Annotated in this window: 7 protein-coding genes; all 7 read right to left on the minus strand. The window is 33.8% G+C overall.

The genetic code is table 11. The features are described 5' to 3' along the window. Nucleotide 1 precedes the first annotated feature (1 nt). On the minus strand, nucleotides 2–2,203 hold the full coding sequence (locus tag M2326_RS14975) for a glycoside hydrolase family 3 C-terminal domain-containing protein (protein WP_264620354.1): 2,202 nt from the start codon (nucleotides 2,201–2,203) through the stop codon (nucleotides 2–4). Nucleotides 2,204–2,294: 91 nt separating this feature from the next. Next, a complete protein-coding gene (locus M2326_RS14980) occupies nucleotides 2,295–3,818 on the minus strand; it encodes an alpha-L-fucosidase (protein WP_264620355.1) in 1,524 nt (507 codons plus the stop codon). A 140-nt stretch (nucleotides 3,819–3,958) separates the two neighbouring features. After that, on the minus strand, nucleotides 3,959–5,590 hold the full coding sequence (locus tag M2326_RS14985) for a DUF5060 domain-containing protein (RefSeq protein ID WP_264620356.1): 1,632 nt from the start codon (nucleotides 5,588–5,590) through the stop codon (nucleotides 3,959–3,961). 13 nt (nucleotides 5,591–5,603) lie between these two features. Next, the gene (locus M2326_RS14990) at nucleotides 5,604–7,292 is read right to left on the minus strand and encodes a sulfatase family protein (protein WP_264620357.1); all 1,689 of its coding nucleotides are present in this window, start codon (nucleotides 7,290–7,292) and stop codon (nucleotides 5,604–5,606) included. 255 nt (nucleotides 7,293–7,547) lie between these two features. Beyond that, on the minus strand, nucleotides 7,548–9,200 hold the full coding sequence (locus tag M2326_RS14995; RefSeq protein ID WP_264620358.1) for a carbohydrate binding domain-containing protein: 1,653 nt from the start codon (nucleotides 9,198–9,200) through the stop codon (nucleotides 7,548–7,550). A gap of 39 nt (nucleotides 9,201–9,239) precedes the next feature. Further along, nucleotides 9,240–11,048 (minus strand): RagB/SusD family nutrient uptake outer membrane protein, encoded by a 1,809-nt coding sequence (locus tag M2326_RS15000; RefSeq protein ID WP_264620359.1) that lies wholly within the window; start codon nucleotides 11,046–11,048, stop codon nucleotides 9,240–9,242. 41 nt (nucleotides 11,049–11,089) lie between these two features. Then, the gene (locus tag M2326_RS15005; RefSeq protein WP_264620360.1) at nucleotides 11,090–14,233 is read right to left on the minus strand and encodes a SusC/RagA family TonB-linked outer membrane protein; all 3,144 of its coding nucleotides are present in this window, start codon (nucleotides 14,231–14,233) and stop codon (nucleotides 11,090–11,092) included. Nucleotides 14,234–14,595 lie beyond the last annotated feature (362 nt).

Here is a 14,595-nt window from a genome sequence, read left to right on the forward strand (position 1 = left end):
ATTATATTTTTACATTCGTTTTTATACATGGATTCGCCCCTAAATCAATACTTCGTTGCGAAGGTAAACAACCTCCTACATACAAAGAATAATTGCCTTTTCGCACCATTGATTTTCCGTTTTGATCAACTTGGTTAAATGTGCTTTTGTTTAAAGCGAAGGTCACTGTTTTGGTTTCGCCTGCTTTCAAAAGGGCTCTTTTAAAGGATTTTAAATCATAAATAGGATCTCCTTTTCCTGCCAATGGCGAACTTATGTACAATTGAATCACCTCTTCAGAATCTGTTTTTCCGGTATTGCTAACCTCAACAGTTACGGTAAAATCTTTATTAATTTTAAGATTTTTATATTCGAAAGTAGTATAAGATAATCCAAATCCAAATGGATACAATGGCTCTTCGGTCATGTATTTATACGTACGTCCAGCCATATTGTAATCGTCAAAAGCGGGTAATTGCATTTCTGATTTCGGGAAAGTGATGGGTAGTTTTCCTGAAGGCGCAACGTCTCCAAACAAAACATCGGCTACAGCATTTCCGCCTTCTTCGCCTGGATACCACACAAACAAAATAGCATCGGCAATGTCATGAATTTCTGGAATAGCAATCGGGCTACCACCTGTTAATACCAATACCAACGGTTTCTTACTTCCTTTCTTTAATTTTTTTAAGTAATCAATTTGGTTTTGAGGCAAACGCAATGATTTTTTATCTCCTTTGTCATCTGATGCAATAGCCTCTCCTTCTTCCCCTTCCAATAATCCTGAAATTCCCATTACTGCAATACAGACATCTGATTTTTTAGCTTCACCAGTTGACCAATCAATTGGATTGTTATTTTTCGAAAAAGGCATGACTCCCATTTTATAATTGATGCTCGTTCCTGGGCTCACTTTACCAACTATTCCGTCCAAAATGGTTTGGGTACTGCTTGATACCCCATAATAATTTCCGAGCAAAACCTCTTCGCTAGAGGCGTTTGGTCCAACGACATAAACCGTTCTCGTTTTTTTGTTAATTGGCAAGATGTTATTACTATTTTTCAATAGTACAATTGACTTTTGAGCAGCTTCACGAGCTAGTTTTCGATGTGGCTCAGAATCGACTATCGAGGCATCTATTTTATCATAAGGATTACTACCAATAGGATCAAACATTCCTAATTTGAAACGGGTAGCTAAGCTTTCTTTCAACCGAATATCAATCAATTCTTGTGTTACCAAACCTTGATTCAGCGCGCTCTTTAAGACTTTATATACATTTCCGCAATTGATATTGGTACCGTTAATCAAAGCCAAAGCAGCTGACTCTTCAGGTGTTTTTGTGATTTTATGAAACTGATGAAAATCTTGAATGGCACCACAATCAGAAACAATGTATCCTTTGAAACCCCATTCTTTTTTTAGAATTTCCTGCAATAAATACGGACTACCAGAACAAGCTTCGCCTAACGTTCTATTGTAAGCCCCCATTACACCTTCGACTTTTGCTTCCTGCACTAAGGCTTTGAAAGCGGGTAAATAGGTTTCGAATAAATCTTTCTTGGACACTACGGCATTAAATTCATGTCTCGATTCCTCAGGACCTGAATGCACTGCATAATGTTTGGCGCATGCGGCAGCTTTCATATATTTTGGATCATCTCCTTGAAGTCCTTTTACAAATGAAACACCAATACGGCTCGTCAAATAGGGATCTTCTCCGTAAGTTTCTTGACCGCGACCCCAACGTGGATCTCTAAAAATATTAACATTGGGAGACCAAAAAGTCAACCCTGCATAACGGCTACGATTACCTATTTTAATCGCTTCATTGTATTTAGCTCTAGCTTCGTCAGAAATGGCACTGGCAACACGTTGCACCAAACTTGGATCAAAAGTAGCTCCTAAACCAATGGCTTGCGGAAAAACGGTTGCTCTACCATTCCTTGCTATTCCATGTAAAGCTTCATTCCACCAGTTGTATTCTGGGATTCCTAAGCGAGGAATTGCAGGGCAGATATCTAGCATCTGAGAAACTTTTTCTTCTAATGTCATCGTATTTACTAAAGCATCAATCCGTTCCTGATTTGAAAGATTTGTATTTTCCCATTTGAATTTAGTAGAAAGTACATTTGATTGATTATTTTGAGCATTTATACCATTTGCAATGAATAATGCACATACTGCAACAATGTTTATTAATGGTTTTGAGTAACGCTTCATAGTTGATTGTGTTTGTTAATAGTCTTGAAATGACAAGAAACAGCAAAAGCACATTTATCAAAATGTGCTTTTGCTATCCAATATTTAATAATTAATGTGTAATAGCAATCGTATAAGCAAAATCACCTGGTTTCACTGTTGGCATTTTTACTTTCAAGCCAGAATCTGTTTGACTCCATTCTATTTTTTCTTTACTTCCTAATACACTGATTTTTTTTATTTTTAAATCTTTTGCATAGGTTGCATTTTTTGCCAATGTTTCAATGTTTACATACCCATCAGCTGGCCAATCTAGAACAATAGCATAAAGCTTATTGTCTTTTTCGGTAAAACGAATATCTTTTGATGACAATTCTTTGTTATTTCCTTCAGAGTGGTGTCCTTTTTTAACTTCTGTTGGTCCTTCTCCGAACGTTTTCCAGTAATGAGTGTCATAAACAGCTTCTCCGTTCATATCCAACCAACTTCCGATTTGAAGTAAAATATCTTTTTGGTCTTGTGGAATCGTACCGTCAGATTTTGGTCCCACATTCAATAACAAACAACCATTTTTCGAAATAATATCAACTAAATCATCTACAATTTCGTTAGCCGTTTTAGACTCCCAGTTGCTTACATAACTCCAAGAATTTTTTCCGATTGAAGTATCTGTTTGCCAAGGCAGTTTTCTAATTCCTGGTAGTTTTCCTCTTTCAAGGTCATAAACCACTGTACCTTCAGGGAAAGCTTCATGCGAAAAGTTTTTGTCTTGCAAAACAACTTCTTTACCCCATTCGATTCCTTTATTGTAATAATAAGCTGCTAATTTTGGTCTTTGATCAGCAAATTCTGGAATATCTAGCATAAAATCAAACCATAGAATGTCTGGTTTGTATACATCGATTATTTCCTTAGTACGTCTCCACCACAAATCTTTAAATTCAGCTGTTGGTGGTTGGTTGATATCTTTTCCTTTTTTCGAATATAAATCAGAAAATTGAGGGTCTGTAGTATCAAATTTATCTTTCTTGTTGTAGAAAGACCAGTTGAAAGCAAAGTGAGAAGACGTACCCATAATCAGTCCTTCCTCACGTCCTGCTTTGAATAATTCTCCTAAGATGTCTCTCTTTGGTCCCATATCAACTGCATTCCATCTGGTAACAGTCGATTTGTACATAGCAAAACCATCATGGTGTTCAGCCACAGGAATTACATATTTGGCTCCTGCTTTTTTAAACAAATCAATCCATTCTTTTGCATTGAATTTTTCACCTTTAAACATTGGAATAAAATCTTTGTAACCAAATGTTTTTTGGTCACCCCATACTTCTTTATGATGAAAGTATTCTTTTGCAGGTCCTTTCAAATCTGGTTTCAATTGTGCCGAAAATTTTATTGAGTCCATGTACATATTACGTGGATACCATTCGGACCCATACTCAGGAACAGAATACGCTCCCCAGTGAATAAAGATTCCAAATTTGGCTTTGTTAAACCATGCTGGATCTTTGTAGTTCGCTTTAATAGATGCCCAATTGGCTTCGTACTTGGGTTTGCCATTAACAGCTAGATTTGAGGAACCCGTCTGGGTAGATTTACATGATGCAATAAGCAGCACAGCTGCTATTGGAATCATTAAGTTGAGTTTTTTTAAATTCATCTTGGTTCAGAATTAATTGATTTTGTTTTATTACTCAGCAAAATTGCATTTCTAAGGCTAATCTAACTGCTACGTATGTGCAAAATCATATCTTAAATGATTCTGTACAGTTTTAACTAGACTTTTTTGGCTATTAATTTTGAAATTAGAATAGAATCTGCGGTACCAGACCAAGGAGATCTAAATTTCTCACCCTTTATATTCTGTGTTACTGGAGTTAATTCTCCAGTAATCACATTAAACCATTGCATCGTACGATCACCGTGTTCTGGTTTTAAGTGCCAAGCATTAAAGCCGTAGTTTTCTTTGTTGACATACATTAAAGTGATACTTCCATCCTCTGAAGTTAAATTATAAGCTGATCCGTTTTTTTGAGGAGTCGCTTTCATTTTACCGAAATCAACCATGGTAAATAATTTTTCCATGTGTTTGAAGTATTCAAAATGAGGTTTAATAAAATCAGCAGGCTGCTCATATGGATTGTAAATTATAGCATTCCATGACGTTCCTTGCCAATAGTATGTAGTGTATACTCCCGCAAATAGGCACATATAATTGCGTCGTAAACAATGTTCAGCATTTACATAATCACCCGTAAAAACTTCATAAGGAGACTCTTCATATCCGCCATGTTCAATATTAAAAACTGGTTTTTTGAACTTGCTTTTTGCCTCTAGCATTTTGTTATACAAATTATCTGACCAATCTTGTGTCGAGATAAAATCTACATTTTCTGGGTATTTCGAGCAAAATTTAAAATCATGAACCGATAATAGTCTGTTGAACTTGTCGTTACTTCTAGCTCTTACAATTCGATCATTGATATACTTTTCATCCGCACGTCCATAAAAAAGTGCTTCTTTGGAAATATCCCATACCACATTCGGAAAGGCTTGGTATCTTTTGATCACATAATCAAAATACATATTATCAGCATCCGTATTCATGTCTGGCCAGTTTACCATTTTGTTCCAAACATAAATCATTAAATGTGACGCAATTCTTTTGTCATGCATCAAACTAATTGTTCGGTCTAATTTTTTAAAAAACTCAGGATTTAATGCGCTGAAATCGGGTTTTTTATTATTGCCCAAAAAAGGATAGCTATCTTGAGGTCCTCCAAATTCATGTTCAGGATGCAATTTTAATTTTGGATCTTTTTTCCAACTTACATCATAAGAGAAGACATTCATCACTACTTGGTTGAACCCATTTTCTTTGATAAGATTTAATAAATGATTTGATTTTGGGATTGCTTTCTCATTTTTATAGTCCAAAGCAAACAACCAATCACACTCAAATGCCAACAAGAAATAAGGAGTTCCGTCTTGGTAGAAAAAGTTTTGTGGTTTGTCTTTATTAATCACAATACTACCATGATTGTCTGCTTTATTTTTGGTAATTACTACTTTTCCTTTTTTATTTTCCAATGTTTTATCATCTGCAAAAGTCACATAGGTCCACTCCCCTTCTAAGGAACTTGAAAAACGAATTACCCATTCATTATTGCCATTATAAAAGCCTAAAACTTCTTGTTTAGTTCCGCTTTCATGTTCAAACATAGCACCAAAACGAGCTGTAAATGGTGACTTGATGCTCGTTTTTACAGGAATTGAAATATCTAGTACTTCCCATTTTGGCAAAGTAATCGTTTGGTTGGATTTGTAATTTTCATTCGTAATCTGACAATTTATTTGTATCGAAAAGAATAGTAAGGCACAAGCAGTTATTTTGAATAATGGTTTCATAGTTCTATTAAGATTAGTCATTCCAATGTTGGTCGATTACTTTTTGAATATGAGGGAATTTCGCTCCATCTTCTTCATTTAATTCTTTTCTTTTGGCAATCAATTGCAATTTAAGATCGGCAATAATTTCTTTATATGCAGGGTCACTATAAGCATTGTTCATCTCTTGAGGATCTTTGGATAAATCATAGAATTCCCAAGCTGGAGGTGTATCATATTCAAAGCGATTACCCCAACTTGCTTTGTTCCATTCGGCTTTTGGATCTTTGGTATCTACCCAATATTTTCCGTAAAAAAAGATCAGTTTGTATTTTTTAGTACGAAGACCAAAATGAGCTGGATTAGCATGAGCATGCGCCATGTGCATCCAATATCTGTAATAGGTTGATTGTTGCCATCCTGCAGGTTCTTTACCCGTTTCAAGAATTGTTTTAAAACTGTGTCCTTGCATTTGCTTTGGTGCTTTTCCTCCAGCCAATTCTATAAGCGTTGGCGCAAAATCGGTATTATTGATGATTGCGTTGGTACGTTGACCCGCTTTAATTTTTTCGGGGTAACGTACAAAAAAAGGCATACGCATGGATTCTTCATACATCCATCTTTTGTCAATATAATCATGTTCTCCTAACATAAACCCTTGATCGCCTGTGTACACAATGATTGTATTTTCATAGAGACCTTCTTTTTTTAAGAACGCTATTAATCGAGCCACATTATCGTCTACTCCTTTTACACAACGCAAATAACGTTTTATATATTCTTGATAAGTCGCATGAGTGTACTCATTATCGGTCATACCTGGGTGAATTTTTTTGCTTGGATCAAAATCTGGATCCGAATTTTTTACAGAACTTTTGGCCCATAAACGCATCCCTATATTACGAATAGTATTTCGTTTTGATACAGATGATCCAATTATATGAATAAGAGAATCATTAATCCCTCGGGTTGCAATAGAACCATTATTTCCATTAAAATATAAACTTGCTGGTTCTGGAATTTCAGTATCTTCTAGATATTCTTTGTAACGTGGTGCATATTCAAAATCATCATGTGGTGCTTTGAATTGATGAAATAATACAAATGGTTTATTTTTATCTCTTTTATTTTTTAACCAATTGATAGAAATATCTGTAATAACATCAGAGCTATGTCCTTTGTATTGTTTCCCAATTTTATCCCCTGCATCTGGATTTGCATACGGTGTCCCAGATTCTGTTAAATAGGGATCAAAATAAGACCCTTGTCCTCCGTGCTGGGTCAATACGTTGTAATAATCAAAATTGGGTTGATCATGCAAATGCCACTTCCCAATTAATGCTGTTTGGTAGCCTAACTTTTTCAATTCGATAGGTAAATATTGTTTATCCATTGGTAATACACCTTCAAGATCAAGAACACCATTGGTCTGGCTGTATTGTCCCGAAATAATGGAAGCTCTACTTGGGGTACAAATAGAATTGTTTACATAGCAATTATCAAATATAATTCCTTCATTGGCGATTTTATCCAAGGTTGGTGTTGGATTTAATTTTGCCAATCGGCTGCCATAAATACCAAATCCTTGTGTAGTATGATCATCAGACATGATGTAGATGATGTTTGGTTTTTGGGTAGTCGTCTTCTTTTGAGAATAAATACTTTGAGTACTGAAAACCGAAAAGGTTATAACAGTGAAAGTAACTAGTTTTTTAATTTTCATAATCAAATGGATATTATATAATTTGTTAGGATAAAATTCGACATAATAGTGCAGATGAACTTGAACATATGTTTTTTTTTTAGTAACAAATCTGTTTAATTTAGAAAATAAAAATAACTTTAAATCTCTTAATTTACTAAAAACGAAAGCCAAAAAACAAAGCCACCTAAATCAAAACACTGATTTAGATGGCTTTATGATATTAATTTAATACTATGTCTATATTAAATCTATTTTTATAATAGTATTACGTTTTTATGGCCTTACAGATTTTGGAGCAATGTAGAAATTATCATAATACACTACTGCTTCACCCGGATTGAGTTGTATATAAAATGATTGTCCACTCAAGTTATCTGTAGGTGTAAAATCAAACTCATACGTTTTCCATTGGTTAATATCATTTACAAGATCAAAACTTTGGGTCGTACTATTTATCTGTGTTTGTGGCGTTATTAGGTAAATTTTATCACCAGTAGCTACTGTTCCTGATTTTACATAACGGCTATATTTCACAGTATAAGTTGTACCGCCTATTAAATTAAATACTTTAGAAACTCCTGCACCTGAAGATGCAAATCGTGCTCTTTGGGATCCTGTTGCTACCGCTTTTAAACTTGTTAAACCTCCCAATTTCTGTTCTGTAGAATAAGAGATTGTACCAGTATTATTACCATTTGCAATCCAAGTATTTCCAAAAACATCTTCAAAACCTCCTACGTCTGTTCCTAATAAGTTAGGATCATAGTTATTTACCGGTTTATCTGTAAACGCAGTTAAATTTCTATCATCTGATGACTTAATCCCACCACCCGCATAAGATATTGTTACTACATCTGCGGGGTATAGTTTCCCACTTACTTTAATATCCAAAGTTGATTCGTTAGTTGCGTTTTGGACTACTGTATTAATCGGGAGAGTGGTTCCATTTACTTTGACAGTAAAGAAACTTTTTTGATCTGCAAAACCAGGTTCAATATCAGCATTTAGGGGAACTTGAATAGTTCCATCTAAAAGTGTTTTTATACTTCCAGTTTGAATAAATGGTTGATCAGATGGACCTACTCTAAATTGTAATGGAATTTCGTATAGAGTTGTGCTTCCAGGTATATTTTCGGATGAAGCTCTTGAAGCAGTCAATGTAGCTTTGAAAGTCCCTAATTTTTTAAAAATTATTGAAGGTGCTTCTAGTGTCGAACTTACAATTACTACTCCTGTATCAATATTGGTTATTTTCCAACCACGTCCCGTAGGGCGAGAAGTATTAGGAACTAAAGCACTTAAATCTTTAAAGTCTAATTTATCACCAGCTTTCAAATCAATAAAAGATCCTGCTTGTTTATAATCTAAAGCAGTACCATTTTGACTGATACTCAAATCTGGAACTACCGTGTCAAATACATCAACAATAATGTCTAGTTCAAGAACATATTTGCCTACCCATGGACCTTCTGTTTGTAATACAGCAACCACATCACCGCCAGGATTATTAGCATATGAGGGAGCTGGACCTCTTCTAAAAGTTACTGGCTCATTAAAAACATCAAACATTTTAACTTTTGAAGTAATATTTCCTTTTTTGAACAATACATTTATTGTTTTATCCTCTGTCAGTGTTTTACCTGGAGTTTCTATTAGATTCTCATATGTTTTTGCATTCTGTGGTATAGGCCCTTTCAAGAATTCATTTCCCTCTTCAATTTCCCAAGTATGGTATATTGCTCCTTGTGACACATCTTGAAAAGTAGAGTATGAACCTACTACAGCACTTTTATACTCACTCTTACCATATGTGCTGTAAAATCCAGCATCAGAGAATGAACTTGGTATAATATAATCTTGATTACCGCAGCCTATTGCAAAGAAAACAAGCAACATTGGAACTACTATATTTACTATTTTTTTCATGTTTTTTTGTTTTATTTAAACATTTTTTTAAAACAATTCTTATTTATAAAGATTTGAATTGGAATTAATTTCCGAGAGCGGAATTGGTAAATAACCATTTCTTTCTGCATCATAATTTTGAGCCGCTGCGGCAAATTCATTAAGATCTGGTTCGGCTATTCTAGCACCTGAAACATTAGCATCTGGTATATCTCCTGTATTATAAATAACGCATCTGTAACGAATAGGGTTCTTACCATTTCCATTTGCAATCAGGTTATATTGATCATATCTAAGGGTTGAAAGATATTGAAACCTTTCTTTAGTTACTCCCCAACGTCTTAGGTCAATTAATCGAATGTCACCTCCTTCAAAAGCTAATTCTAATGGTCTTTCAGTATATCTTAAATGTTCTGTAAGTTCCGATTTGTTATACGTCAATTCATCAAAAGAAGTTTTTCCATCATTAAATTCCGCATTTTCTGTACTTGATGCATTACCAATAAGAACTACATGAGAACGTTTTCTAACCTTATTAATGAATTTTCTAGCCTCTGGTAAATTACCAGTTTCAATCATACATTCGGCATACATTAAATACACATCTGCTAACCGAATCAAACGTACATTAACGCCCGATCTTGCTATAATTCCTGATGACGTCTTGGTCTCATCTGTGTTTTGAATATCCCAGTTTGTATATTTTCTCCAGTAAGCGATCCACTGTTTAGCAAATTTTGGTATTTCGGCAGTTGTATTGAAACCATAATATCCAAAATCTGGATTAGTATCATCAACAAGAGCAACTGAATAAGATGTTCTTTCACTGAAGCGTCTATTTTTCACTACTCCATATGCATCTGTAAGCCCTAGATTTTTGGGATCTAGCATATCAACTGGATCATTTTTGTATTTCATAATTAACCAGCTAGCAGGGTAAGAAACACTCCATCCACTTGCTCCTATTTGTTGTCCTAAAGTACTTGAAAGTAATTGATCTGAATCTGTTTGATCTGATTTCAATGTTGTAGTATAATTAACTTCCAAGATAGATTCTTTATTAAATTCATCTTTGGTCGTAAAATTACTTCCAATACTTGGCATTAAAGCATAATCATAATTATCCATTACACTTTTAAAATAGGTAGCTGCTACCCCAAAATTACCTTCATACAAATAACTTTTCCCTAGTATAGCATCACAAGCACCTGCGCTAATACGCCCAGCAGGAGCTGTAGCGATTAATGGTACTTTTAAGAGATTCTCTTTTGCAAATTCTAAATCATCTCTATAAAATTTCAGTACTTCTGCAGAAGAAGACAATGATTTTTGATATTGAGTTTTATCTTTTGGAACAAAATCAAAAAGAACCACAGAGCCTTTATTGAATGTATTGTGTAACATAAAATAATACCAACCTCTTAAACCTCTAGCTTCAGCATATATCCTTAAGGCAACTAGCTCACTATCCGATCCGCTAGTAAAAGTACCTTGCAATCTTTCATAGGCTTCAATTACTTGATTTGCTCTAAATACTCCTTGATATAATGCAGCCCATTTATCATTAGGCAGTTTACTTGTATTATTAAACAGTTGTTCGTAGTATTCAAATATTCCTGATAAAGGTCTTAAATAACTAGGATAAGATATATCACTTCTCTGATTCTCAAATCCCATATATACGCAATCTTCCTCTTTAAAAGAATGATAAACGGCATTAAGACCACCTTCAAGGTCTGCAGTAGTTTTCCAAAACTCACTGGTAGGAAGCGCATTGGGATTTTTTTGATCTAAAAAATCATCTTGACAAGAGTTTAGCACTAATGCTATCCCAAGTAAAATAATTAATCTATTTTTTATATTTTTCATGTTTTCTATTTTTTATGAAACTTGTATATCAGTTCTTTTCTTTAAAATTGAAGTTGAAGTCCACCATTAAATTGTGAAACAGTTGGGTAGTTACCTCTATCCAATCCTCTTGTACTCAAACCATTATTACCAACTTCAGGATCATAACCAGTATATTTGGTTAATGTAAAAGGATTTTGTGCCGTTATATAAAAACGGACTTTACTAAAAGCAGTTTGACTAAGTCTCTTTTTAGAAATTGAATAACCAAAAGTTAAATTTTTCAATCTAATATAAGAACCATCCTCTAAATAGTAATCTGAGTTTCCTCTATAACTTGCCGTTTTAACCCCTCTATTGGCTGGAATATCTGTATTGGTATTTTGTGGGCTCCAAGAATAAAGAATATCTTGATGTGTTAAGGATTGATACGCATAAGCTTTCGTTCCATTTAATACTTTTGAACCGTAAACTCCATACCATTGCATTGACATATCAAAATTCTTGTAATCTAATGAAAAATTAAAACCCATCTCAAATTTTGGTAAAGCACTACCAAAGTAACGTCTATCTGCTTGGGTGATATACCCATCTCCTTTATCAGGAATACCATCATTGTTAGTATCAATAGTAGGTTGATCTACATATCTTAAATCCCCCATTTTAACATTGGCATTGGGTACTAATGCTTTATATTCATCTAATTCTGCTTGGTTTTTAATTACTCCATAAGAATCCAGTAAGAAATAGGCTCCAGCTACATATCCAGGTGTAATTACTGTAACCAAATCGGTATTGGTATCTCTGTTACTTATATAACTATTATCTAAATTGATGAATGGATTCTCTGGAGGTGTTTTTGTAACGGTATTCTTGTTATTGGTATAAGTTATTCCTGTGCTTATTTTAACGCTTTTAGCATTGAATTTATAGTTAAGTGCATGTTCAATCCCAACATTTTTCATGCTTCCGATATTAAAAATAACATCTCTGTTAGATCCTGAAACACCCGATGATGGAGGTAGGACAATGCCAAACAATAAATTCTCTTTTTTACTTTGATACACATCAGTAGTCAATGTAACTTTATTTTTAAAGAAACTTAAATCGTAACCGATGTTAATTTCTTTCGAAGTTTCCCAACCCACCTGCTCATTAGCATAATGTAGTTGCGAAGTACCATATGCAAGTGATTGTGTCGCTTCTGTACCAAAGAAGTAGTCTTGTCTAGGAGAAACGGTAGATTGAGACGTATAATCAGAAAATTTAAATCTGTCATTACCTGTTTCACCATAACTGACTCTAAATTTGAATGAATTAGCTACATTTTTGATGCTTTTCCAGAAATCTTCGTCAGATACATTCCAACCCAAAGAGACTGATGGAAAGTAACCCACACGATTACCTGCTGCAAATTGAGAAGAAGCATCTCTACGTATACTAGAGCTGAACAAGTATTTCCCTTTATAGTTATACTGAACTCTCGCTAATAATCCTACAAGTGTAGAAGTGTAATCATTATTATTTGATCCAACAATCGCACTACCAGTATAATTATCTAAAGTAGTAATTAGGGGATTGGCATTTTGTTGCTTTGTGGCATAAAAACTTGAAAAATCACTTTCTTGTGCCGATGCAACCAATACAACACTCAAATTATGTTTTCCAAAAGATTTTTTATAATTAGTAATAAACTCACCCGTTAACTTTGAATAGGTATCACTAGTTGTTGTATTAGAAGAAATTGGATTTTCTGGAACTAACTCTCCAGTAGTTCTGTATACATTTAATTTGGGTATAATTCTAATTCTTTTAAAGTCAGTATAAGTAGCTCCTCCACGAGCTGTAAAACTCAAACTCTTACTTACTTTATAATCTGCTTGAATGTTTCCAATAGTACTATTACCATTTTTATTATCTGAAATTTGAAGATTTCTAGCAACTGAAGCTAACCTGTCTCCTTCAATACCGTCATCAACACCATCCACTAATTCCACATTAGGATCTAATGATTGTTGATAAGAGTGGTAGCGTAAAATTTGTAAATTCAAGCCATTATTTCCTAATTGTTGTTCATCTCTTCTAAAACTTACCCCAGTATTAATTTTCCAATTGCCTTTAGTAAAAGAGGTATTTGATCGAATATTAAAACGAGTAAATCCTGAATTGATTAGAACTCCATCTTGTTTGAACAAACTCGTATTAAGACTGTAAGTTAGGTCTTCTTTTCCACCAGATACATTTATACTATGGTTTTGTATTGGGGCATTATTTTGTAAAATATTTTTAGAAATATCAGTGTTATTTGATAATTGAGATTTTATTTTTTCAATATTGTTAGTAATACCACCCATTATATTAGCAGAATTAGCTGATTCATTTTGAATCAGTTGCACATAAGACTCTTGTTCAGGAGTAAGAAAATGATTTTTTGACAAGATATGTTGTACACCATATTCGCTATTTACTCTGATAGCCATAGTTCCTTTTTTTCCTTGTTTAGTAGTGATTAAAATAACTCCACCTGCAGCACGTACTCCGTAAATTGATGCCGAAGAAACATCTTTCAATACTTCTACAGATTCTATTTCACTATTACTCAATCCTGGATCTCCGTCAAAAGGGATTCCATCTACCACAAATAATGGCTTATTTTGACCTTCCAGAACAGAACTAAAACCACGAATGATAATATTTGATTGTGATCCTGGAGTACCAGAACTAGAAACAACGTTTAAACCAGCAACTTGCCCTTGCAGCGCATTCCCCAAGTCGGAAGTAGTTTGTCTAACCAAATCCTCCGCACTAACTTTTGTAACGGCACCTGTAACCTCCTTTTTCTTTTGAGTACCGTAGCCTATAACAACAATTTCATCTAGATCATTAACTGTTGTTTTTAGATCAATATTAATAGTAGTTCTACTGTTTAGCTTTGCACTTTGTGTAATAAAACCGATGTAACTAAAGGTTAATACATCTGTTTCTTTAGCTTGAATTTGATATTTCCCATCAAAATCAGTAATTGTACTCTTATTACCACCACCCTTTATAAGTACACTTACTCCTGGCAATGGTCCACCTTCCCCGGTAACTGTTCCTGTTACCATTTGGACTTTTTGTGCTTGGATAACTCCGAAACAAAATAATAACAACATTGTTATTATTTTGGTTTTGAGTTTCCAATTGATTAATAAATTGATTTTCATAATTGTTTGGTTGTTTAAAGTTAAGATTACAAATATTCATAATCTTTAGCTTTCACCGTAAAACAAATGAGTTTATGGGGGCAACATATGTGTATTTCTGTTAAAATGTGTTAATTAACATAAATAAAGTGGTCAATTTACCCTTTAATTTCTTATTTCTAAAAAATTAACGATAGTTATTTTTTAAATATAAATGATAATTATTCATTCATTTATATAATTTAATTTGTCAAAAATGAGCTTATTATCATTATTAAGAAATAAATAATGGCTCTTCGCTTAAAATAGTGGAATTGCATTTTTAGGCATTTCCTAAATAATACACCATTTTTATGAAATTTCCTGAATTTCTATAACCTCTT

Origin of the sequence: Flavobacterium psychraerolatum (assembly GCF_025960985.1) — a bacterium.
In the GTDB taxonomy this organism is placed as follows: domain Bacteria; phylum Bacteroidota; class Bacteroidia; order Flavobacteriales; family Flavobacteriaceae; genus Flavobacterium.